Genomic DNA, 24,033 nt, shown 5'->3' with positions numbered 1-24,033 from the left:
TATATAAGTGGTTAATACCAAGTTGAGAATGGCATGAAACAGCACCTGCATTAGATAGATAAGCAACGGACGAGGCATTGCCAGCAACAGAACTGGCAGGCCATCGAAAACAGTGATCGTTGTGACAGGTGCAAGGAAACTTACTCATGAGCTCTCACGTTTTGTTGAAAACCAGTACTGCATTGGCGTTGGTCCTGAGTCTCAGCCTGACCGGTTGCAGCAGCGGCGGTGGCGGTCATCACAGCAGTCCCGGCAGCTCATCACCTGATAGCGCCGCGGGTGCCGCAGGTGCAGGCGGCTCCAGTGGTTCGGGTAGCAGCGGTGGTACGGACGGCAGTGGTGGCGGTACGGCGGGTACTGGCGGAGCAGACGGCACTGGCGGCACTAACGGCGGCACGGCAGGAACAGGCGGAACCGGTGGCACTACCGGCGGCACGGCGGGAACAGGAGGAACCGGTGGCACTACCGGCGGCACGACAGGAACAGGCGGAACTGGCGGTGGGACTGGCGGAACCGGTGGCGGCACCACCAGCCCGGCCCTGACAACCAGTACGCTGGTTTCCGATCTGGGCAATACCGTCAGCGGTGTAGGCGCTGGCGTGAGCGATCTCGGCACTGCCGTCGCGCCCCTTCCGGTAGTCGGCGGCGTCCTTCAAAGTGCAGTCAATACGACGGGCAATGTGGTCGACAGCCTGGGCAGCGGCCTGAGCAGCGGGCTGGGAACACTGGCTTCCAACCCATTGGCGGTGAGTGGCACCACAGCGGTGGTCGGTAATGTCGTGACTGACGTCGGCAACGGCGTGACGGATCTGAGCGGCAAACTGTCGACAACCACTCAAAGCATTCCTCTTGTCGGCGGCCTGATCACCCAGGTCGCTCCCGTGGTGGGTGGGGTAGGCAATAGCGTTTCCATGCTCGGCAACACCTTGAGCACCGTGACCAGCAGTGGTCCGCTGGGTTCGTTGAGCAATGGTGTGGGCACCAACACGCTGGTTCCGGTGGTCACATTGGCTGAAGGACTGACTGGAAAGGTCGCCAGTGCCACCGGGCTAAGCGCCCCGGTCAATGGTCTGCTCAACAACGTCAGCGGCGCACTCGGTGGTTTGGGCAGCAATGTCGCCACCTCGAGCACCAGCAATCCGCTGACCAACATCGTCGGTGGCGCATTGGCTAACACGGCAACCACCACTGGCGCGGCCGGTGGCCTGACGAGCACGTCGGGTACGGCGGGTGGAGTGGGTGGTCTGACAGGCAGCGGGCTGCTGGAAACCGTCGGCGGTGCTGTCATGAATGTCGCTGGCGGACTCAACGCCGGCAGCACCAACCCAACGATCAGCTCTGCCGCAGTAACGGGCGGTTCGGCGGGCAACCTGGTGGCTGGAACAGGTACGCTCCTGGGCGGTACGGGTGTCGCCAACACAGCGCCGACCGCGCCTCTGGCCGCAGTCGGCGCAACGCTCGGTGCTGCGTTGAATCCGGTCACCAGCGGTGTCGCCATCAGCGGCGCAGGCACCAACATCACCGCTGCCGCCCCCAACCCGGTTGTCACTGCGGTCAGCAATACCGTGACCGCCGCAGGGACTACCGTCAGCAACCTGCTCACCGGCACGACCTCTGGCGGTACTACCAGTGGGCTCGGTGCGCTGGGCAGTTTGACCGGCACACTGACGGGTACCAAGTAGTCATTGCACCTGGCCGATTCGACGGCCGTTCCTACAGCGCCTACGTTTGGTTGGAGACGGAAGATTCGAATGGGTTTTCCGTCATTTTCCATGTTGGTGCAAGACCTCGGTTGTCCCCGAATCACGTCCTCAGAACCTGATGGGAACAGCTGATCGAAGATCCTTTCGCAATGCTGCGGTTTTGATCATGGGGTGTTCTATGCGCGCTTTGGCTTGCTTGCTGCTGCTCAGCTGTTGTTCTGGTGTTTATGCCGACTCCCTCCCCGCTTTCCTCAATAGCAACGAAACCACTCGCAACCTGCCTGTCCCCAACCTGCCTGCCGATGCCTACCGTCCGGCCACGCCAAAGCTGCAAGTCCCGGAGCCTGCCGCCACCGCGGCACAACCCTTGACGATGGGCACCAAGGTCAGCGTGCGCACCGTGCAAATTGAAGGCGGGACCCTTTACCCATTGCGCGAACTGGGGGCCGTTTATCAACCGTTGCTTGGCCATGAAACCACCCTCGCGCAACTGATCGAAGCGACACGCAGCATCACCCGACGCTATCAGGAGGATGGTTATTTGCTGTCCTACGCGTTCCTGCCACAGCAAACCTTCGATAAAGGCGTGGTGCGCGTGGTGTTGGTAGAGGGCTATATCAAGGACTATCAATTGCAGGGCGATGTCGGTCGGGTAAAGAGCCTGCTCGACAAACTGGTGGCCAAGCTGCAGGCCGAACGCCCGCTGACGCGCAAGACTTTCGAGCGCTACACCACCTTGATGAGCCGCATTCCCGGCGTCACTGTACAAGCACAAGTGCCGCCACCGGGCACTACCGACGGCGCGACCTACCTGATCGCGCAGGCCAGTCGCAAACCGTTCGCCAGTAGCCTGAGCACCACCGAAGACAACCGCAAAGGCACCAAAGCCTTGCTCGGTGTCAGCAGCAACTCGCAAACGTCGATGGGCGAGCAGATCACCCTCAGCGGTCTGTTTCCACCCGGCGATGACCACGAAAAATACTACCGCCTGGACTACAACCAGTTCCTCAATGCCGAAGGCACGCAGCTATTGTTGTCCGGTTCGAGCTACCGCGCCGACCCGGCGACGCTTGTGCAACTGGACAACGGCCTGCAACTCAAATCCCACCGTGAAAACGATCGCTACTCCATTGGGTTCAGCCATCCACTGATTGCCTCACCCACCAAACTGCTCACACTCACGACACGCTTGTATGCGGTCGACGACATGACCCGCTACAAAGTGCTTGGCTATCCGATTACGGTCGATGAAAAAACCGACATCCGCGCCCTGGCCTTCGAAAGTGACTGGCGCAAAGCCGATGACCGACAACTGCGCATCATCAGTGGCGGCGTGTACCAGGGCATCAATGGCATGGGTGCCAACACCAACAACCCGACCTATGACCTGGACTTCTTCCGCCTGCGACTCTCGGGTGTGCAAAGCAACAAGTTCTTCGACAACTGGCAAGGTGTGCTGTCAGCCGCGCTGTACTGGACCGACGACACCCTGCCCGACAGCGAGCGTGCGGTATTCGGCGGGCAGAACTTCGGTCGTGGCTACCCCGACGACCAGGCCTCCGGCGACAAGGGCTGGGGCGCGGCTTATGAAGTCAACTACAGCTTCAACCGCGCCGGTAACTGGGTGCGCATCCTGCAACCCTACGTAGTACTGGACCGCGCGAAAACCTGGTTCAACACCCTGCCAATACAAGGCAGTAACCTGTCCTCGGTGGCCGTCGGCCTGCGCTTCGGTGACGCCAGGTACTACAACATCGCCCTTGAAGCAGGCAAGGCCATGTCCGATGAAGCACTGGACACTTTCAATCGGCGTACGCGTTACAGCATCAGTTTCAGCTACCAGTTGTAGAGCCGCAGAAACAAAACGACCCGCTCATGGCGGGTCGCTTGGGTGACAGCCAATCAATCAGAAGTCGTAGCGAACCTTGGCGGTGAAGGTGTCTGCATTGAAGTCGGCTTTGGTCAGGTAATCATACGAACCGCCCACGCTCCACGCCCCGATCCGGTAGGTGGCGCCCAGACCCAGTTCATAACTGTCACGCGCAGGTTTCGCACCGCTGGTGGTGAACGGTGTGCCGCCGAGCACAAAGGTCGAGGTCGCGTTGGCCTGGTCACCGATGAAGTCGTGCCACGCCATGGCCTTGGCTTCGGGTTGGAGGCTGCCGGCGCCGAGATCGAAGGCGGCAGCGAGGCGCGCACCGAGGCCCATCTCACCCACTTCAAAACGCTGGCTGCCGACGCTCAACGCGGCCGAACTGCCCTTCTCGCGGTACGCATCGATCGCCACGTTGGCATAGCGCGCGCCGACCTGCGGCTCCAGCACTACCTGCTGATTGAAGCGCAAGGTGTAACCGGCCAACGCGTTCACGCCGAAGATATCACTGTCGTAATCGCCCTTGGCACGGGTGCCGGCGATGTAGCGTTTGGACTCGTTGGTGTTCCAGCCATAAGTCAGCGAGGTGTCGACAAAGAAATTGTCGTGAGTCCAGTTGCCGTAAAGCGTCAGCGCATTACCGATCACATCGGTCTTGCTCCCGGCGTCGGACGTCACGTTGCTGTTCAGGTAGCTGTAAGCGATACCCAGCGTGGTGTCGGCATTCAACTGACCATCAGCGCCCACGGCGATACCCTGGCTGTTGGCGCTATAACCGGCGACACCGCCGCGCGAACCTTGATCGGCATCGCTGTTCAAGGCTTGCAGCCACACGCCTTTTTCGGCCAACACATCACCCGAGGACAAACCGCTGCGGGCACTGCTGGAGCGCGTGTTGATCACACTGTTGATCAACGACTGTCCGCTGACGGCAGCTTGGGTCGCACCGCCGCTGACGTCAGGAGTGAGCTTTTCAGCCAGTTTGGCCAGTTCGGCGTCGCTGCTGGCGTTGGCGAAGGCCTGGAACACTGGATCGTGTTCATCCAGCTTGGTCATCAAGCCATTCGAGACACGCGCAGCCGCACTGGCGGCGTTCGAGGAACCACCGGCATTCAGAACGTTTTGCCCCACGACGGCCTCACCCTTGGCATCGACCAATGCCTTCACGTCGTTGCCCTCGACACCGTAGCTCTTCACTTCCAGCAACGCCGAAGAAGACGAAACCGTCAGGTTTTCGCCGCCTTCCAGCTTGCCGGAGCTGATCAAGGTATAACGGGTACCGCCATTAGCCGTACGGAAGTCTTCGGAGCGCGCCTTCAACTCAAGACGAGCACCTGGGCCGATGTCTGCCAGGCCGGTGACCTTGAGCACCGGAAGATTGGGGTTGGTGTCGTTGCCCAGGAACATATGCAACACCGAACTCGGCTCTTCCATGTCGAATTCGCCGATGATCGTGGTGTGGGCCTGCTGTAGCGTCAGCTCGCCCTTTTCCACCGTGATGTAGCCAGCCTTGATGGTCGAACCGTCGAAGTTCACATCACCATTGATCTTCACGCCGGAAAGGCCCATCAGATTGCCTTTGACGTTACCGCCATTCCAGTAGAAATAGGCTTCTCCGTCGTCGACCTGAATGGCCGCGTTACCGCCTTCGATCGAACCATACTGTTGATCGATCGACATGAAACGGCCACTGGCCGGTTGGTTGCTGACATGAATACCGAGGCTTTCGCCGGAGATCAGACCAGTGTTGTAAATGCTGAACGATCTGACACCAGGGGTCGGCGCGAACGTAGCACCATCCAGTCGCAACGCTTCAGCGTTGGCGCCCGTGGCGGTGATCGTGCCCTGGTTGATCACACTGTTACCGATGCGGGTACCGATCAGTGCCATCCCGGTCGCGTTCATTCCGCTGACAGCGATACTGCCCGAATTCAGGACGTTGTTGGTCACAACACCGCCCTGATCCTTGATGCCAAAAGCCCCGTCACCGTAGGCCGTGATCGAGCCGTCGTTGATCAGGTTCAAAGGTGCGGCAATGGCAGGGGTGTGAATCGCGGCAGCAGCCACGGAAAGCGCCAACAACGAGCGGCGCAGGCAAGAGGTGTTCAATGCAGATTCCCTTCAGAAGCCTATGGAAGACGCGTTTTTCAGCAGGCGCGCCCAGCTTCTTTCAGGCATCCATACCGGCCAACCAGCGGGAGCTGGTTCAGGCGCGGGCAATATACAGGCGCCATCATTTGGACACCATCAAAAAAATGCCAAATGAATGACGTCAGTTTTTCCAATGGATCAAGTGACCTGCACGCCGCCCAATGCACCGACGACCTTGTTGAAGGTGGCTTTCACCGAATCCCCTAGCGGCACGATAAAGGAAACAACTACTAGGGCCACCATCGCAACGATCAGCGCGTACTCAATCGCCGAAGCACCCTCGGTCCGGCTCATGAACAGCTGGAATCGAATGGACAGATACTGCACAAAATGAAGGAACATACGACTTCTCCTGCAAGATGTAGAACACTCTGAAGGTTCTAAGGACTGACACGGTGCATCTTCGATTGCGGGAACAGGTTGTCCAGGGTCTCCAGAAGGCGAACGTGATAGATCGGTTTGCGAAACAGGTCCAGCACCTGCAAGCGCAGCATGTCGTTGACGTCGTCCATGTCGGCATGGCCGGAGGTCACGATCACCGGCAAGTGCTGTCGGGATGTGTGTTCACGCAAACGGCGGATCAATGACATGCCGCTTTCTTCGGGCATGCACAGATCGGTGATGACCAACGCGATATCGGGGTGACGAGTCAGATGCTGCAACGCGAGTTTGACCGAGGTTGCGGTGTAGCAACAAAAGCCCTCGCCCTCCAGCAATTCCGCAAGCTCCAACAGGGCGTCTTCTTCGTCGTCCACCAGAAGCAACTGTTGGCGCGGAGCTGAAGAAGCGTTCATGTGTGATTCCTGTCACTGAGTCAACAATCGGGTACGCGTGCGCGGCCCCACCGGTCAGGGCACAACCGTCCCCCCCAGTGAAGTAATGACTTTGTTGAAAGTGTCATGAACCGACTTGCCCATATTCGGGATGAAGGCTACGACGATCAGTGCCACCATCGCGATAATCAACGCATATTCAATGGCTGCAGCGCCCTCGGTCCTGTTCATGAATAACTGGAAACGGATGTGCAGATACCGCACGAAGTTAAGGAACATACGACTTCTCCTTTGCGCCGAGGGCGCCGATGAAACAGGTGCACGACATGATTGCGCTTTGCCATCGGAGCATTGCCAACAAACCCCGCTCCAGCAACTGTAATAAGCGATTAATCACAAAGTATTAACCGGAATGTTGGCGCCTGAAATACGACGAATTCACCGGAGTTTCATGCGTTTATGAGTTATTTTTTTGCCCAGTGATGGCGTTTTGATTTAGTTGCACTACTTTCAAATAGCGAATTAGTTGCATGTTCATAGCTGCCTGATTGCGAATTATCTCGTTGAACGTTACGAGCCGGTGATGCAGCAGGAAAGGGAGAGCCGTCATGAACAGCCGCGTCACTATGGGTCTGGCTGGACTACTGTTAGTCGCAGCCGTCATTGTCGGGTACTGGGGGTTGGTGCTGAGCCGGCAACCGCTAGCAACCGAACCCGTCACCACCCCTGTCACCGTTGCGCTGGAAAAAACCGTTGCTAGCGCCGAAGACCAGACGCGCCAGGCCGTCGTCGTGCTGGTGCATGATGTCCTGCCGTTTACCCCCCTCACCGCCGCCGACCTGACCCTGGAAAAACTCCGCAGCGCCCCCGTCGGCAGCTTGAACAGCCTGGACCAGGCCGTTGGCCGCACACCCTGGCGGCGCCTGAGCGCGGGCACCTGGCTGAGCAACGAGAGTTTCGAGGCCGGCGGCGCGCTGGCACGAATGATCCACAGCGATGAACGCGCGCTGGCGGTGGCGGTAGACGAAGTCATTGGCGCTGCCGGACAACTGATCCCGGGGGATTACGTCGACGTGCTGTTGTTCTTGCGTCAGGACGCCATCAATACGCAGCAGTCGGCGCAAATCGTGATTCCGGCCATGCGTGTACTCGGCGTTGGCGAACAATTCGGCTTGACCAACGAAGGCAAACCCGCCTCCCCCACCGCCAGCACCGACGAAAAACTCAAACAGGATCAACGCCGCATCGCGGCCCGCAGCGTCGTGCTGGCGGTGCCGGAACAACTGCTCAGCCGAATGATGCTGGCGACTCAGGTCGGCACCTTGCGCCTGGCCGTACGCAGCAGCGAAGAACAACTCCTGGCCAAATACTGGGCCGGTGAAAGCGACTCATCCACCCGCCTGAGTAGCGCCAACAGTCAGCTATTCCAGTTCAATCAACTGGCCCAGGGCATTGCACCGAAAACCATCGTCCACACCCGCACGGTAGAGGTGTCGCGGCGCGGCATCGAGGTCATACGCGGCAATCAGGTCACCCAACAAACCCCTTGATTGCGCAAGGGTGCATGGCCTCAAAAAACGGCAACTTCGACACACGCATCGGACTCTCACCATGAGCCAGAACCTGAGCCAGACGTTCCTTGCGATTACTCGCAACAGCACTGACCTTGAATGGTTGCAAGGCGCACTGGCGCCCTTGGGCCAAGTGGTCAGCGCCGGTGGCGGCAGCCTCGATGAACTGCTCGCGCTGGTCGACGTGACCTTCGCCAGCCTGGTGTTCATCGGCCTCGACCGCGACCATGTAGTGGCCCAGAGTGCGTTGATCGAAGGTGCGCTGGAAGCCAAACCGATGCTGGCCATCGTCGCGCTGGGCGACGGCATGGACAATCAGTTGGTGCTCAACGCCATGCGCGCCGGAGCTCGGGATTTTGTAGCCTACGGCTCACGCGCCAGCGAAGTCTCGGGCCTGGTACGACGCCTGAGCAAACGTCTGCCGCCTGTCGCAACCACTACCCAAATGGGTGGCCTGACAGTGCTCTTTGGTACTCAAAGCAACGCCGACGGCGCCCTGCTCGCCGGACACCTGGCCCTGGTGATCCAGAAGAGTGGCCAGCACACCTTGCTGCTCGACCTCGGCCTGCCCCGTGGTGACAGCCTTGCGTTGTTAGGCCTGGAGAGCTCGTTCCATTTTGGTGATGCATTGCGGCATCTGCGGCGCCTTGATGCGACGCTGATCGACAGCGCCTTCACCAGCGCCGAAGCCGGATTGCGAATCCTCGCCTACGCCAACAATGACGAACCGCTGGAGCGCACCAGCGCCGCCGAGCTGTACATGTTGCTCAGCGCCTTGCGACAACACTTTCAACACATCGTGGTGAACCTCACCGGCCAACCTGACAGCGAAGCCCTGCGCACCTTCGTCAGCCATTGCGACAAATTACTGTGGTACACCGACCAGAGCGTGCTCGACTGCCGACGCAACCTCACGGTGCTCAACCTGTGGCGCGAAAAAGGCATGAAGCTTGAGCACGCCCAACTGCTGGTCGACCGTTACCTGCGCCACTGCGCCCCGGACGCCGACACCCTGGGCAAAACCTTTGGCCTCGAAGTCATCGCCGTCCTGGCCTACAGCCCAGAGGTTCGGCTCAACGCCAAAAACCAGGGCGTAACCCTGTTTGACCTGGCTCCCCGCGAGGTCCTGACCCAAAGTTTGCGCACCTTGGGCGAACGTCTGGCCAAGCACTCTGAAACGCTGGCAACCCCCAAAATCAGTTGGCTGAATCGCTTGCGAGGCCACAAATGAGCGGTGAAAAACTCTTCGGTGCACAGACTCAAAGCCCGATTGGCAACACCGACCACGAGGGCCTGAAGCTGGTGCTGCATCGCTATGTCATCGATGCCATCGAAGAGTCGGGGAAAAACCTGCTGGAAGGTTCGCGCCCGCTCCTTGCGCAATTCGTCACCGACAAGGTCGCCGAATACATCGCCCGCTTGCACCTGGCGATTTCGCGCTACGAAATGGAGCGTCTGGCAGAAGAAATCGTCGACGAACTCACCGGTTTCGGTCCACTGGAAGTGCTGCTGCGCGACCCCGCCGTGACCGAAATCCTGGTCAACGGCCCTCACCGGGTGTTCATCGAACGTGACGGTGTATTGCACCAAAGCGACCTGCGATTCATCGACGCGCATCATGTCGAACGGGTCATGCAACGGATCCTCGCGCCACTCGGACGGCGTCTGGACGAGTCATCGCCGATGGTCGATGCGCGCATGCCGGACGGTAGCCGGGTCAATGCGATCATCCCGCCCATTGCGCTGGACGGGCCGTGCCTGTCGATTCGTAAATTTCGCAAGGACATGCTTAAAAGCAGCGACCTGATGGCGATGCAAACCATTGACCAGGCGATTTTCGACTTCATCGAGAAAGCCGTCGGCAAACGCTGCAACATCCTCATCAGCGGCGGGACCGGCACCGGTAAAACCACGCTGCTGAATATCCTCAGTCAACTGATCGATCCTCACGAACGCCTGGTGACCATCGAAGATGTCGCCGAGCTGCAACTGGGCCACCCTCACGTCGTGCGCCTGGAAACCCGCCCGCCGAACGCCGAGGGCCACGGCGAAGTGAAAGCCAGTGACCTGATCCGCAACGCCCTGCGGATGCGCCCGGATCGAATCATCCTTGGCGAAATCCGTGGCGTTGAAGTGCTCGACGTACTGACCGCCATGAACACCGGTCACGACGGTTCGATGAGCACCGTCCACGCCAACAATGCTCAGGACGCGCTGTTGCGCCTGGAGACGTTAGTGGGCCTGACCGGGCGTCAAATCGCCGAGCGCACGCTACGGCAGATGATTTGCGCGGCACTCGACGTGGTGATTCAACTGACGCGCCTGCCCGATGGCCGACGCTGCGTCAGCGAGGTGGTGGAAGTGGTGGGGATCCGCGAGGACATCTACGTCACCAACACCCTGTTTCGTTTCGACCGACGGACCGGTTTCGGCTTTCTGCGCGAGGCGGTCAACCCCGCTGGCGACAAGCTGCGCCATGAGCTGGCTCTGCCCCTCAACTGACTTGACGAGGCTTGCGCGATGATCGGTCCGATACTGCTCAGCCTGATGTTTCTCGTGTTGCTGGGACTGTCGATCTGGCTGTTCTATCAAGGCCTGCGCAAGACCAGCAACGAACGCGTGCTGAATCGCCTTGCTCAGGGGCAACCGCATCTGATCGTCGAAAACCCGGCGTGGGCCAACCTTGAGCGGACCTTTGTGCGCGCAGGCCTGGGCCGCCCGACGGAGCGTCTGCCGCTATGGCTGGGATTTTGGGTGTTTATCGGTCTGCTCGGGTTTGTGCTGGACGGCTGGCTGGGACTGCTGACACTGTTAGTCCTGCAACCGTTGATTCTACGCCTGTACATTTCCTGGCGTTATCGGCGTCGCCTGAGGCGAATGATCGAACAGTTGCCGGCGTTGCTCGATCACACCATACGCAGCCTCAAATCCGGCCGCACCCTGGCCGACGCGGTGATGGGCAGCATCGAGGCCAGCGCCAACCCGCTTAAAAGAGCGATGGGACGAATTCAGCGCAACGTGCAATTGGGGATCAACCTGCCCGACGCCGTGCACGATTTTGCCGAGTTTTACGACCAGGACGAACTGCGCATGTTTGCCTTGGGATTGAAGGTCAATCACCGTTACGGCGGCAATGCCAGCGAGCTGCTGGAGAACCTGATGAAGCTGATTCGCGAACGCGAGCAAGGCGCCCGTCAGCTTCGGGCCATGACCGGCGAGACCCGAATGACCTCCTGGGTTCTGGGGGCATTGCCCCTCCTCATCGCCAGTTACTTCATGCTGACCAATCCCGGTTACATGCTGAGCATGTGGCACGACCCTTCCGGCCAGCACATGCTGATCGCCGCGGTTGGCTTACAGATCGTCGGGTGCCTGGCGCTGTGGCGCATGTTACGGAGTGTCTGAGATGGTCTTACTGGTGAGCGCCTTGCTGTTTCTGGGAGCCATAGCGCTGGTGCTCGGCCATCTGCTGGAGCAGCGACGACGCGCGCGGCATGTCACCCAACGCCTGCAAGGGCATGTGGCGCACGACAACACTTTCGGCAACTGGCTGCGGGCGCTCGGCAACAGCCGGTTTGGCCAGCGCTCGCTCAGCATCGACAGTGAAACCCAGACCTTGCTCGCACGCCTGGGTTGGCGCAAATCCAGCGAGCGCTCGTTATTCGCCGCATGCCAGGTCGGCACGCCTCTGCTGGTGTTCGGGCTCGCAGTGTTCTTTCAACAGGTGTTCTACCCCTCCGCGCAAAACCACTGGCTTGCGCCGATACTGGGCGCCGGGCTGGGTTATCTCTTGCCCAAACGACTATTGGCCTATGCGGTAAAACGTCGGCAAAGAAACATTGCCATCGAGATCTCGACGTTCATCCCACTGCTGCGCATTCTCTTCGAATCGGGCATGGCCGTAGAGCAGTCACTGCGCGTACTCAGCAGCGAGGCGCATAAACTGCTTCCGGAGCTGACCACTGAACTACGGCTGATCCTGACTCGGGTCGACTCCGGCCTGGAACTCGGCCAGGAGCTGCACAAGACCGCGACGCTGCTGACGGTAGATGAACTCACCGACACCTGCGTGATCCTCCAGCAACTGATCCATCAGGGCGGCGGCGCCATGAAATCGCTGCTCACGCTCAAGCAATTACTCGATGACCGGCGCCTGACACACCAGCAGGAATACATCTCGAAAATGTCCGCCAAGATGTCCGTGGTGATGATGCTGTTTCTGTTTCCCGCCTTGCTGATCGTCTTGGCCGGCCCGGGGTTCACTGCTATTGGCCGGGCGTTTGGGTCCTAGAATCGCGTCATCAGTTCCTACAACTTTGAAATACGACGGATGAGCCACCAGCAGCTACCGAGCCTGCGCGGGAACCTGATTGCCGGTAAAGAGGCCCGTAAGCCTTGCAGTGAACAACAGACGCCATCTCTGACAAGCCAGCTCCAGATTCGGATTCACCCTACTCAATTAAGCAACTTGTCCGACATCCGTACTTGAGCCGACTCGCCACAGTCTCCCGTTTCCACGGAACGGGACACGGGCATGACCAAACTCATCCCCAAAAGCCAACTCGCCAGCCAGCGCGGCCAGGTGCTCGACAGCAGCCAGGCGGCCTATAACCTGCGCCAGGCCCTAAGTTCTCCAGACAATCTGCAAGGTTTCGACGACCTGCTGAGAGCCGTCGGCGTACATCGCTCCAACTACATGCAGGCGACCCATCAGAAAAAACTCATCGACGCTGTCAGCAGCGGAGACTGGCTGATGGTGGTGCCTCGCGTCGCCGCCGATAACGGCGGCGCCTCATGGAACGCCTTCAAACCAAAACCCGAACCGCCACCGGCGCAGCATCTGGTCGAAGATCACGCTTTCACCCTGCCCCAACCGGTCGAATCCGGGTTTCACATCATCCAGCGGCCGATGAGTCTCGAAACACTGGAACGCTCGCTGTACGAAAACTCGCCCAGCGATGCCTTGCGTAAAGTGTTCCGCTCACTCAACCGCCATCTCGGCGAACAGGTGAAACCAGGACAGATGGTGATCTTCAGCGATTCTCGGCATTACCTGTGTCGCCGCGAAGAAGCACAAATGATGATCGCCGCTGAAAAGACCAACGAAGCGCTCAAGGACCTAAGCGATGAAGAAGCGGCATTCATGGTTGAGCATCATGAGGTGATCGAGCCGTTTTTGGGGGTCGCCTCAGGAGCGCTGGGTGTGGCGTCCTTTATGGTTGGCCAGCATCTGGAAACGCTGCGAAACACCCTCACCGAGCTTGAGCGTTTACATCAGGAACAGTACCGGCAATACGGCCACCTGAAATCCCCCGTTTTTTTTGCGCAGCGTAAGCGACTCATGGCGAAACTGGATGCCAGTTTGGGACCTATGATGCGTAAGACTACGGGCATCCCGGATCACCCCAAACTCAAACGTGCGTTAGGACTATCCACTCGTCGAACGGTTCATCATTGGAGCAAAGCTGGCGCACCGACTCAGTTGCCAGGTTATGCCACTCATATCGAGGGTGTTGCGCGAGCCTCGAAGTACATGAAAGCGGGTGGTTATGTGGCGATTGGTTTGGGTGCCAGTTCTGCGGCAATGAAAATTCATGAGACGTGTCGAGCCGGGCGGGTGGAGGAGTGTCGGCAGGTGAAGTTTGTGGAGGGAGGAAAGTTGCTGGGAAATGTCGCAGGAGGCGCTGTCGCGAGCGCAATTGGAGTAACAGTGGCCGAGGGCACATGTTTAGCCATCGGTGCAGGGACTTATGGGGTGGGCGGTATGGTTTGCATGCTGGTTGTAAGCGGAATGTTGGCATCGCAAATGGGAGACAGTGGCGGTCAAGCTGGCGAATACTTCGGCGAGAAATTGTATGAGGTAACTGAGTAATGACGCTTGACCAAATTATAGGCTTGTCTGGCATCCCACTGTTCACACTATTTTTCCTGAACTACGCATTTATGGTCTATGTCGCGACCTACAAGCTTAAAGAGATGCAAAGTCACTTTAAACACTCCCGTTTTGTCGCATCTCACCGAGGTGACGCCAGTACTCCGCTCATCCTCAGAACCGGGAATTTAGTGTTGATATGGTCGCTGTTGGTGTTCAAGTTTTTCCGAAAAATGGACCCAAACTCAATCGAGGAAGTAAAGCACTTCCCAAGGAACCTGCGGCCTTGGGTCATGATTCCTGGTCACATCAATGCGTGCTGCATCGTTTGGGGGTTTGGAGTTTTAGTTTGGATCAATATTAAGGGCTACTTGTGATAGCTCTCCCCATTGATCAAATTCAACCCACTTTATGGATGATTGTTTTTCTTCTGACTTTTCTCAGCCAGGCAATCATATTGTTTGCCGCCTACTTCAAGCTCGATCACATTGAAAAATACTTCATCGCGTCTCATCTCGTGAGCATCAATCGAAAAAGTGTAGGCAACGGTCCGTTTGGACGGATGAACAGACTAAGGCTGATAGGTGCGTTAACAGGCAGTTTCTTTCAGCATCAGATGTTGGACCCTTATGCGTTTATGGAAGCTGAAACCCTGCCGACGCGTCTAAGAATATGGGTGGGAATTCCAAGAAATCTGATACGCATCGCGATGACCTGTGCTGGACTTCTCTTGCTCTGGGACGGTTTGCTGTATATGCACACAACAATTACCAGTCCAATGGACGAGCTGAAACTGCTCTACACAGCCCTGTTGAGTGCCTTTCTTGTCCTGACGCTGATGATTTTATTGCTGCGGGCATACATCAGTATTTTCAAACTGGAAGAACTTGAATCACATCTCTGCAACTCCTACTTTGTAGGCCGCAATCGCCGAGTAATGGGTAATGGGTAATGGGTAATGGGTAATGGGTTGTACGGTCGTAGCTACCGCCTGAGTCACCTCTCGATAATGCTGCATGCGCAAGATTCATTCCTGCTGAGAAGCGACCCGCACTCTATCGATGACATTCAGCGGTTTCCCTTGCACCTACGACGTTGGATCATCATTTCCCATCGAATGGTTGCCTATTCATTATTCGGTTTTTTTACCCTATGGGGATGGGGAACGTATTCCGGACTGCTGGACTGAGCCGCGGGCCACACACTTCTATTTGCTGTAAAGGTGTTCGTAGCGAACTCAAGATCGTCATCGCGGGCATCTGATCCTTACCCGCGATAAACGACAACAAGGTTTACCTGAAGCAACGCTCAGGGTTTGACGACATACTCCGCCGGTTCTTCAGGGTCCATATTGTCCAGCGCTCGATCCACCAGCAGCCGGATCCCGTCGATCATCCTGCAAATACCTAGCGCCACATTGCGTCGAGACCCTTCGATCTCGAACGCCAGGTCAGCGGCCATGGCCTTGACCGAAGCCAGGTCCTCCGAAGCGTTCGCCAGCAGGCTTTCATTGTCGATACCCGGGTTGACCGCAAACAACCGGTCCGAATGCAGATCGCTGAAGCGCAGCTTCGACAGGGTCGGTTTCAGGTAATGATCGAGGGCACGATGGGCAGCGTCGTGGAGCTTTTTCGAGTCGGGAGAATCGTAGGGGGAAACGTCGTCGTGTTCGGGGGGATTGGGAATGGACGTGGTCATGTCGGTACTCCGAATATGAAATGGATATACCAAGTAATTCGGGCCGCGACGCCCGGACGCTGAATTGGCAGCGACGTTTGAAGGCTAGAGGTGGCGCTTCCGAGCGGCAACCTGAAAGACATGTCAGAGATTTCGATCAATCCCACGCGGAGCGTAGGAACGATCTCAAGTCCTACACACCCCAACCACTCAGGCCGGCTGTCAGGCCGCCGTGCTTTGCTTTTGATCCACCCGCCCCTTCGGCAGGCCGAGTGAAGGTGTTCATCAGGGGGTGGGCGCGCAGCGCCGTACGGCGCAGCCGGACACATCGAGAGGAGGTCGTCGCGAAGCAGACCGTAGGCGATGCCCCCTGATGGACACCGTAGCGAGGGAACGCCGAGCCTAAGCGAGGTGCCGTACGCTTGGGGCGAGACCTTTTGGTTCCTTTTGTGTCGTCTGACAAAAGGGACTCGCCGTAAGGGCGAAACCATAAGCAGCCGTTACCGCAGCAACGGATATGTACACCAAAGCCTAGTGCGCCGTAACCCGCGACCGCCCCCCAGAACTCCCAGGCGACAAAGCCAACGCCAACTGCGTCCGATTATGCATATGCGTCAACCGCAACACCTGCGACACATACAACTTCACCGTGTTCTCGGTAATCCCCAACTCACAGGCAATCTGATAATTGGTCTGCCCCTTGCCCACCAACCGCGCAACATCCAATTGACGAGGCGACAGCTGATCAAAGATCGCCGGCATCCGTTCCCGATCAACCTCCCCACCCGATGGCACAGACGGAGCACGACGAACTTTATCAAGGTCCTGATAAAGGTCATCGATCGATTCGGAAAGGTCTTGCAGCTTCTGATTCAAGTGCCCCAACTGCACACTCTTTTGCCGTTCCTGAAGCGCGACCTCCTGACGCTGCAAACCTTCCAGCAGCTCATCCAGGTCAATCGGCTTCTGGTAGTAATCGGCAATCCCGGCGCGCAGGGCCTTGATCACATCCTGCTTGTCGGCACGCCCGGTGAGCATGATGGCTTCGAATGCCCGGTGCTTGCCGGCGATGCGTTGCAGCTCCTGAACCAGCTGAATACCGTCGAGCCCGGGCATGTGCAAATCACAGAGGACCAGGCCGATGTCGACGTCTTCGCGAAAGCGCGTGATGGCTTGCTGGCTGGACTCACAAGGGACACAACGGTAACCGCTGCTTTCAAGAAACTCGCAAAGCTCTTCCACGATCAGCGGTTGATCGTCGACCACCAGCACTTTTACCGCAGAAGCAGGCTTGTTCACGTGCGCCTCCATGCCCTGTCCGAAGACTGTCACTTCCTGTACCGACAGCGGCGAGCTGTACAGGCCTGAACTGAAAGTAGACCTACTTTCCTACTATGTACATAGCGATATGTCGTGCCGAACGACTAGCGGATACAGGCCAGTGTCAGCAGCATGCCGATCAGCACAAAGGGCGCAAAGGGTGGTTTTCTTGACAGCTCGGGAGCGAGGTATTGAAGTCGGGCCCTAAGCCGTTGACTCATATGCGGCCAGACCTTTGAAGCAATCAATAGCCACACCAGGCCAGCCATTCCAGCGCCGATAAAACTGCCGAGCAAATGCAGGTTGTCGGTCGCCAGGCCGATCGTCGCCATCAGCTTCACATCGCCGGCTCCCAACCGTCCCAACCCATAACCGGGCAAGGTAAACAGCAGCGCCAGCAGCAATGCCCACCCGCCCTGAACGTCAGGCGCGCCCAGCCAGGTGGTGCCGGTCCACAACAGATAAATCAATGCCAACAACCCGACACCCAAGGTCAGGCTGTTGGCAATATGCCGTTGCTGAACATCCTGTGCCGCGCAAAGCGCCAGCCAGATCAGTAGGACAAAACTCTGCATCCGGTAAAAATCGTCCGCTTTGGCTGAATGATTCTATGCTCATACCACGTAGTCGTTGTCAGGGTAGACGCACTCATGAAATCAGGCCTCCCCAGAAAGCAAAAAGGTGCTGTGGCGATTGAGTTCGCCTTGGTGTTCGTGATCTTTTTTGCGGTGTTCTACGCAATCGTCAGCTACAGCCTGCCGCTGTTGCTGGTGCAGTCATTCAACGAAGCCACGGCCGAGGCAGTCCGGCAAAGCGTCGCGCTTGATCCGAAGACGCCCAACTACCCAACGGCGATGGAGAACCTGGCAAACAGTGTTTTACAGCAGCAACTGTCCTGGGTGCCAAGCACCTTCAACATCACCTTTGGTGTCGACGCCAAGGCGGCCTATAACGCAGGCACCGGATTACTGACGGTCAGCGTGACGTACCCCACCAGCAAGCTCAATCAGGTCATCCCGTTCCTCGTCCTGCCGGGTGTCGGCACCGTGCCCAATCTGCCGACGAACCTGACGGCACAATCGAGTCTTCAATTTTGACACCTGGGGAAAAGCTCTTTGGCCGACTGCTCAATCGTCCGCCATTCCAGGAGCCCGACACGCCCTACAGCCTGGTGACACAGAATGTCGGATTACACCTGCTGCTGACCCCTCAGGGCCGGGTGCTGAAAATGAGTGGCCCCTTGCGTCATGCATTGACGCAGCGTCCTCACGCCGACCAACCCCCACACCTGATCGATTACCTGCTGCCCCACAGCCATTTGGTCGTCGAAGGCACACCCGCCGAATGGCAAGGCCAAAACCTGGACCTGGATTTCGCCGGCCTCGGTGGCCAAACCCTGCACCTGCGCGGCTGGGTTCAGCCGACGCCTGACAGCTGGCTGCTGCAGTTGCTCGACATCGGTGATTTGCTGCACGAACGCCAACAGGCCCACAGCCGCGAGGAATGTCAGTCGTTCGCCGGACACATGAGCGAACAGCTTCGCCTGTGCAGCCTGATGCGCCTGCCCGAGGTGCTGACCGAGCAACTTCAAGGCCTGGCCCAGCGCTGGCACATTCCCTGTGTGGCCATCGCGCTGCTCGACGATCAGGAACAAGGCTGGCTGATCCACAGCCAGTACAACGCCCACGATGCGCCGCAGCTGTGGCAAACCGGCCAACCGCTGGGCACCAGTCTGGACAGTTTGAGCGGTAAAACGCCGTTGCGCTTGAGCGTCGCGCATGGTTTCAGCGAGCACCCGCGGTTGCAGGGGACCTTCGGTAATACCGACGGATTTCTGGTGCCTTATCGGGACGATCACGGTGTCGCCGCCTGGTTGCTCTGTGGTTTTTACCCGGTGCAGCAACGTGCGCCGCAGCTCAGCGAGCGTGACTGGTCGCTGCTGGCCGCAGCGCTGGCCGGACCACTGCTGGGGCGTTTACGCGAGCAGCATCAACATCATCAACTGGAGCGACTCGAAGCCCTGCAAGGTTTGCTGGGCACCGGTTGGTGGGAGCTGTTCGGCAACATTGACGAGGTTCAACTGGCACCGCAACTGGCGTTCACCCTGCACCTGGAGAGTGCCCGTTTACCGCTGGACCAGTGGCTGACGCTGATCCATCCGGCCGACCGCCAAGAGCTGGCCAGCCGCGTGCAGGACCTGCAACAACACGGCAAGACCTTGCTGCTGTGCGTGCGTCTGCACCGCGCTGACGACGCCCAGACGCCGATCTGGTATCGCCTGCAAGGCCAGGCGCTAGGCGTAGGTGAACAGCGTCGGCTGGTGGGGTTCATGCTCGACATCAGTGACATCAAGAATCAACAGCAACAGGCCGCCGCTGCCCATGCCCGCCTGGACAACCTGATCGCCAGTTCGCCGGCGGTGATCTATGTGCAACGCTATGTCGAAGGCGCGCTGCAACCGAGCTTTTTCAGTGCCAGCCTGCTGCCGTTGCTCGGTTGGAACCTGAATGATTTAGCCGGCAACGCGCTGGTAGAGCGGGTTCACCCCGAAGACCGTGACCTGTATTTCGAGCGCACCCGCCAACTGCTGCGCGAAGGATCGGTACGCGCGCGTTACCGTCTGCGTGACCAGCGTGGCGACTATCACTGGCTGCTCGATGAGGCCCGGCTGCTGCGCGATGACCTCGGGCTACCCGTGGAGGCAGTCGGTTTGTGGCTGGACGTCAGCGAAGCGACCCAGGCCGCCGAACAGGTCAAACAGAGCGAGGAGCGCTACCGGATGCTGGTGGAAGATTCGCCAGCGATGATCTGCCGCTACCGTCCTGACTTGACGCTGACATTCGGCAATCGGCCCTTGGCGACGTACCTGGAATGCACACCCGAACAATTGCCCGGTGTCGATCTGGCCAGTTGGCTGTCGGCCGAACAGCGCCAGGCCTTTGTGCTGCGCCTGCGCCAATTGACGCCGGAGTTCCCGGTGAGCACCGCGGAAATCAGCCTGCAACTCCCCGGGCGCGAACATGCCTGGTGGGTCTGGTCGGATCGCGGGGTGTTCGACGAGCGGGGTCGCCTGATCGAAATTCAGGCCGTGGGCCGCGACAACACCGAAGTCCGCCGTTCGCAACAACAGCTCACGCAAAGCGCAAAAATGGCCACCCTGGGAGAAATGGCCACCGGGCTGGCGCATGAAATCAACCAGCCACTGAACGTGATGCGCATGGCCATCGTCAACGTGCTCAAGCGCTTGAGCAACGGCGATGTACAGATCGACTACCTGCAAGACAAACTCAAGCGTATCGACGCCCAGGTCCAGCGCGCGGCGCGGGTGGTCGATCACATGCGGGTGTTCGGCCGGCGCTCGGAAATCGAGCAACAGTTGTTCAACCCGGCGCAAGCGGTGGAAGGCACGCTGTCGTTGCTGGCCGAAGGCATGCGCGGCAAAGGCGTCGACTTGCGGATCAGCGAGTTCGGCTTCGAAGCCAATGTACGTGGCCATGTCGATCAGCTGGAGCAAGTGTTGATCAACCTGATGGTCAACGCTCGCGACGCACTGCTGAGCAAGCGCGAAAGCGACCCGGCGTTCAAGCCGTGGATTTCACTGTATGCCGAACGTGACCACAGCTCGCTGCGGCTGTGGGTCGAAGACAACGCTGGCGGTATTGATCCGCGTTTGCTGGAGCGAATCTTCGAACCGTTCTTCACCACCAAACCGGTCGGTGTGGGCACCGGTCTGGGGTTGTCGGTGAGCTACGGCATCGTCGAGAACATGGGCGGACAGTTGAGTGTGCGCAACTCGACCGAGGGCGCGCGGTTCTGTATCGAGCTGCCGATTGCGCTGGGTGATCAGATTACCAGGTAGGCTTTGCCTTTTTGGCCGCAGGTGAGGTTGAACCCCACATCGACTTTGTTGACGTCGATCCCCAGATTGAGCAGCAGGCTGTTCACCAGCGGATCGACCAAGGGCGCCAGCAGACCATCGATTGCGTTGACCAGCAGCGTTGTTACGTCAGCCAGCAGCGATGACAGCGTGCTGAGCAGCAATGCCGTCAGACCGTTAATCGTCGGCGTGTGCTGAATGAGCGTAATGCCTCCCAAGGTCCCGCTCAAACTGCCGACGACACCCGATACCGAAACGGTGTGGGTCGGCAGTGGCGGGACATTGATTTCCTTGGGGTTGTTGTAGGTGTAGTTAGGGTCACTGGCCCCGGCGATCGGGCTGTCGATCATGATTTCACTGCCACCGCCGGTAAACGGTGTGCGCGGACCGCAGGTGAAGGTCAGTCCCTGGCAGGTCCTGCTGCCGATATCGACCAGGGTTAACGGTGTAAGCGCTGACAACGGCGAGGAGGAGAACCAGATTGCAGGGTTGATCTGGCCGACTTTGACTTTGAGCGTGGAAATGTCCGTGGTCGCAGTAAGACTTTTGCTGTTCGGATTGACGCATGAGTAATCGGTGACATAACTGCTCCCGACTCCCGCTTCAATCCCTACATCAAGGTTGAGGCCTTCAGGCGCTATTTGCAGGTCCGTTTGTGTGCAGGTTGCCAACAGGCACCCGGGTGCCAGCAGCGTGTTGATAGAAACGACAATTGCGCTCAACAGCGTATTCACCAACTGCAACACCGCATTGATCAGAGAAAGGTCGACCGTTGTGAGCAGTCTTACCTGCGCCGTCTTCACATAGATCCGGTTCACGCCCAACGGGTCAGCCTTGGCCAGTTCCGGATCTCCCACGGCAGAAAACTGCGGCGGCTCAATCACTTTTACACGGGTTGTGACGCCCAGCAGCCCCAGTACGCTCACCGGCAGAACGGCGGTCACCGCACTGTTTTTATTCGCCAACTGCACAAAGCCCTGAACCAGCTGAAACAGCTGCACCGTGGCATCCAGGCCGGCCGTCGAGGTGCCCGTCTGAAGTTGCAGCACATCGCCAAGTTTGATCGGTGGTGCATTGCTGGCCCCCACCTGCAGACTGGTCAGCGCCGTCATCACATCGGCAGTGGCACCGTTCAGACCTGCAACCGTTGCAGCGGCGTGTATGAATTGGGTGACCGTTCCTTGCGTGCTGAGCAATGCCGTGTAATCACCTGCAGTAACTCCGAGATCGATAGCTAACTGATCCATGAACTTCAGCAGGTTGATATCGGTGTGGACCAAGCCGTCCCAGCCCACGGCTGTCAGGTTCACGCTGCCACCCAGAAGGCTCGAAAACAGCGGATTCAAGAGATTCGACCTGGCGGTATCGACGCTGGCGACCGAACTGCGAATGCTTAGCTGTGCCAGCGTCGGTTGCGGCGCCGCGGCCACCGCCTTGGCGGTCAGCGTGGTATTGGCACTGAGCGAAGCCCCACTGAACAATGCCTGAATACCCGCCGCGGCACTGGTCGATACCATGTTGGTGGCAACCACCTGAATAGCCATCGATTGCGCGGCATTGGGGACGAAAGTGCGCAGGTTGGTCGGCGCCGTCGCCAGCGAACCGCAGGTGGTGGTCAAGGTGCTGGTGGGGCTGACGATGAACGCATTACGAACCGCGCTTTGCCCGGCATAACTGGCCGCCGTCAGGCCCGGCAGGCAGGTACCGCCGCGGCTGACCGCTTCCAGTGCGGCGTTGTCCACGACCCGTTGCAACTTGCGTTGCTCCACATAGAGCCGGCCACTGTCGACCACCAACAGCGCAATCAAAAGCGCCAGTCCGAAGGTCATTGCCGCGAGCAAACCAATAGCGCCACGTTGCCCGGCGGGGCCGCGAAACTGCAAACGGGGAGACATCGAGCACTCCTTTGCCGGCGCACTGCCGAGCGCTACCTCCGGTGGTGCAGGCAGTGTAGTCAAGGCTCGAGCACGGCGCTGGCAACTTGCCAGCGCCGATGATTCAAGTGCTTTATTTCGGTGGGTAATTGCTCAATATCCGCCCTACCGTCGCGCGAATCGCGGCGCTGCGGTCGGCGGGCTGCGGCGATCTGCTGAGCAGTTGTTCATCACTGCCACGCCAGACCAGCTTGCCATCCTTGCCATCGAGCAGGTCGATCTGAAGTGTGGCGACCTTGTAAGAGACGTTGCGGGTTTCGTTGTACATCGGTGCGCCCCAGTAGCCGTTCCAGGGGCCACCCCAACCACCGCCATAGTTAGTGGTGATTTGCTGCTGGCGATCCTCGACGATCAGGTAGGTCCGCACATTGACGTCAGCCTTGGCACCGGTAGCGGCCGGGCGCAGACCACGCTGGTCGAGTTGATCGGCAACCGCCTGGCGAATGCGTTGTTCGGTGAGGTCGCTCTTGATCCGCGGATCGTCGGGACGGTATTGCACGGCAGGCTCTTTCCAGGCCCAACTGCGATAGGCGGCGAAATCGCGGCTGGCATCAAAATCGTGATTGACCTGGGTCGTTTGGCAGGCGCTGAGCAACACAGCGCAAGCCAGTAATGAGAGACGGCGGGACATGATTTTTCTCCGGGTCCAGGCAGGGAACCTAACTAGGAGGATACGCCGCTACCGCCTTTTCCACAGCTGTTCGTAACGCATCGCCACGCTCTATTTCGTTGCCCTGAAGGCCCGCTTCAGCGCTGGCACTCCAGACCGGTTGCCCGGTGCTGGCGTCGAACAAATCCACCCGGATCACCAGCACTTGCACCTGATAGGTACGAACGATCGGCACCGTGTTGTACATCCCGTAGCCATTGCCATAACGGTTATAACCGCCGTAGCCGCCATAACCGTAATCCTCCTGGACCTGCTTCAGGCGGGTTTCCTGATGCAGGTCGGCGCTGACCCACAAGTCCGCCGGACGATTGTCGTGCAGCGGACGCAAACCCCGTTGATCCAGCGCATTGCTCACCGCTTCGGCAATCTGCGCCGAGTCGGCCAAGGCCGAACCGTTGGGCAACCGGCCGTTGAGCCAGGCCCAGCTTTGGTAACGGCTGTAATCACGCGGCGCCGCTGGATAGGCGCTGCGATCAAAGGTGTTGGCAGCGTGCGGCGGGGCCGGCGGCAGCGGGTTGGAGCTGGCGATATACGGATTGCTGCCCTGACAGGCACCGAGCCCCAGACACAACATGATCAATCCCAAACGGCGTTTCATGATGCTCTCCACAG

Annotated in this window: 21 protein-coding genes; 11 read left to right on the top strand and 10 right to left on the bottom strand. The window is 58.8% G+C overall.

Annotation, left to right across the window (positions count from 1 at the left end):
* Positions 1–146: 146 nt before the first annotated feature.
* On the top strand, positions 147–1,682 hold the full coding sequence (locus AC3WK5_RS06025; protein ID WP_103316902.1) for a collagen-like triple helix repeat-containing protein: 1,536 nt from the start codon (positions 147–149) through the stop codon (positions 1,680–1,682).
* Between the two features lie 199 nt (positions 1,683–1,881).
* On the top strand, positions 1,882–3,552 hold the full coding sequence (locus tag AC3WK5_RS06020) for a ShlB/FhaC/HecB family hemolysin secretion/activation protein (RefSeq protein WP_103316905.1): 1,671 nt from the start codon (positions 1,882–1,884) through the stop codon (positions 3,550–3,552).
* Between the two features lie 57 nt (positions 3,553–3,609).
* Here AC3WK5_RS06020 and AC3WK5_RS06015 read toward each other — a convergent pair whose 3' ends face one another.
* The 4 genes from AC3WK5_RS06015 to AC3WK5_RS06000 all read right to left on the bottom strand — a co-directional run bounded on the left by AC3WK5_RS06015 (position 3,610) and on the right by AC3WK5_RS06000 (position 6,779).
* Complete coding sequence (locus AC3WK5_RS06015; RefSeq protein ID WP_103316906.1) at positions 3,610–5,685, bottom strand: autotransporter family protein; 2,076 nt, start codon at positions 5,683–5,685, stop codon at positions 3,610–3,612.
* A gap of 180 nt (positions 5,686–5,865) precedes the next feature.
* A complete protein-coding gene (locus AC3WK5_RS06010) occupies positions 5,866–6,069 on the bottom strand; it encodes a Flp family type IVb pilin (RefSeq protein ID WP_103316908.1) in 204 nt (67 codons plus the stop codon).
* 38 nt (positions 6,070–6,107) lie between these two features.
* Positions 6,108–6,521, bottom strand: a complete 414-nt coding sequence (locus AC3WK5_RS06005; RefSeq protein WP_103316910.1) for a response regulator — start codon at positions 6,519–6,521, stop codon at positions 6,108–6,110.
* A gap of 54 nt (positions 6,522–6,575) precedes the next feature.
* Positions 6,576–6,779, bottom strand: a complete 204-nt coding sequence (locus AC3WK5_RS06000; RefSeq protein WP_103316912.1) for a Flp family type IVb pilin — start codon at positions 6,777–6,779, stop codon at positions 6,576–6,578.
* Between the two features lie 329 nt (positions 6,780–7,108).
* Between AC3WK5_RS06000 and cpaB the strand changes: the two genes are divergently transcribed.
* The 7 genes from cpaB to AC3WK5_RS05965 all read left to right on the top strand — a co-directional run bounded on the left by cpaB (position 7,109) and on the right by AC3WK5_RS05965 (position 14,895).
* Positions 7,109–8,050, top strand: a complete 942-nt coding sequence (cpaB, locus tag AC3WK5_RS05995) for a Flp pilus assembly protein CpaB (protein ID WP_103316915.1) — start codon at positions 7,109–7,111, stop codon at positions 8,048–8,050.
* A gap of 61 nt (positions 8,051–8,111) precedes the next feature.
* Complete coding sequence (locus AC3WK5_RS05990; RefSeq protein ID WP_103316917.1) at positions 8,112–9,302, top strand: CpaE/TadZ family protein; 1,191 nt, start codon at positions 8,112–8,114, stop codon at positions 9,300–9,302.
* Positions 9,299–10,573: a TadA family conjugal transfer-associated ATPase gene (locus AC3WK5_RS05985; RefSeq protein ID WP_054595466.1), complete on the top strand. Its 1,275-nt coding sequence runs from the start codon at positions 9,299–9,301 to the stop codon at positions 10,571–10,573. Before AC3WK5_RS05990 ends, AC3WK5_RS05985 begins: the two co-directional genes overlap by 4 nt.
* A gap of 18 nt (positions 10,574–10,591) precedes the next feature.
* On the top strand, positions 10,592–11,476 hold the full coding sequence (locus tag AC3WK5_RS05980; protein ID WP_103316920.1) for a type II secretion system F family protein: 885 nt from the start codon (positions 10,592–10,594) through the stop codon (positions 11,474–11,476).
* Position 11,477: 1 nt separating this feature from the next.
* Positions 11,478–12,362: a type II secretion system F family protein gene (locus AC3WK5_RS05975; RefSeq protein ID WP_103316922.1), complete on the top strand. Its 885-nt coding sequence runs from the start codon at positions 11,478–11,480 to the stop codon at positions 12,360–12,362.
* A gap of 243 nt (positions 12,363–12,605) precedes the next feature.
* The gene (locus AC3WK5_RS05970; RefSeq protein ID WP_103316924.1) at positions 12,606–13,943 is read left to right on the top strand and encodes a hypothetical protein; all 1,338 of its coding nucleotides are present in this window, start codon (positions 12,606–12,608) and stop codon (positions 13,941–13,943) included.
* A gap of 373 nt (positions 13,944–14,316) precedes the next feature.
* Entirely contained in the window at positions 14,317–14,895 is a 579-nt protein-coding gene (locus tag AC3WK5_RS05965; protein ID WP_256585208.1) for a hypothetical protein, read from the top strand.
* A 356-nt stretch (positions 14,896–15,251) separates the two neighbouring features.
* On the opposite strand, the gene AC3WK5_RS05960 is transcribed toward AC3WK5_RS05965, so the two are convergent.
* The 3 genes from AC3WK5_RS05960 to AC3WK5_RS05950 form a co-directional block, all read right to left on the bottom strand.
* The gene (locus AC3WK5_RS05960; protein WP_103316928.1) at positions 15,252–15,641 is read right to left on the bottom strand and encodes a DUF6124 family protein; all 390 of its coding nucleotides are present in this window, start codon (positions 15,639–15,641) and stop codon (positions 15,252–15,254) included.
* A gap of 510 nt (positions 15,642–16,151) precedes the next feature.
* Positions 16,152–16,919 (bottom strand): response regulator transcription factor, encoded by a 768-nt coding sequence (locus AC3WK5_RS05955; RefSeq protein ID WP_103317029.1) that lies wholly within the window; start codon positions 16,917–16,919, stop codon positions 16,152–16,154.
* Positions 16,920–17,044: 125 nt separating this feature from the next.
* On the bottom strand, positions 17,045–17,515 hold the full coding sequence (locus AC3WK5_RS05950; protein ID WP_054595459.1) for a prepilin peptidase: 471 nt from the start codon (positions 17,513–17,515) through the stop codon (positions 17,045–17,047).
* 75 nt (positions 17,516–17,590) lie between these two features.
* Between AC3WK5_RS05950 and AC3WK5_RS05945 the strand changes: the two genes are divergently transcribed.
* On the top strand, positions 17,591–18,037 hold the full coding sequence (locus tag AC3WK5_RS05945) for a TadE/TadG family type IV pilus assembly protein (RefSeq protein WP_103316930.1): 447 nt from the start codon (positions 17,591–17,593) through the stop codon (positions 18,035–18,037).
* Positions 18,034–20,799 (top strand): ATP-binding protein, encoded by a 2,766-nt coding sequence (locus AC3WK5_RS05940; RefSeq protein WP_103316932.1) that lies wholly within the window; start codon positions 18,034–18,036, stop codon positions 20,797–20,799. Before AC3WK5_RS05945 ends, AC3WK5_RS05940 begins: the two co-directional genes overlap by 4 nt.
* On the opposite strand, the gene AC3WK5_RS05935 is transcribed toward AC3WK5_RS05940, so the two are convergent.
* From AC3WK5_RS05935 to AC3WK5_RS05925, 3 genes are all read right to left on the bottom strand, one after another.
* Positions 20,784–22,712, bottom strand: coding sequence for a pilus assembly protein TadG-related protein (locus AC3WK5_RS05935; RefSeq protein WP_103316935.1), 1,929 nt, complete (start codon positions 22,710–22,712; stop codon positions 20,784–20,786). The two genes, AC3WK5_RS05940 and AC3WK5_RS05935, sit on opposite strands and share 16 nt — an antisense overlap.
* Before the next feature lie 112 nt (positions 22,713–22,824).
* Positions 22,825–23,382, bottom strand: coding sequence for a DUF4136 domain-containing protein (locus AC3WK5_RS05930; RefSeq protein WP_054595455.1), 558 nt, complete (start codon positions 23,380–23,382; stop codon positions 22,825–22,827).
* A 28-nt stretch (positions 23,383–23,410) separates the two neighbouring features.
* Entirely contained in the window at positions 23,411–24,019 is a 609-nt protein-coding gene (locus AC3WK5_RS05925; RefSeq protein ID WP_103316937.1) for a DUF4136 domain-containing protein, read from the bottom strand.
* Positions 24,020–24,033: the final 14 nt, after the last annotated feature.

This window comes from Pseudomonas sp. FW306-02-D09B (assembly GCF_058782685.1).
This window is presented reverse-complemented; position numbering and strand designations above follow the sequence as displayed.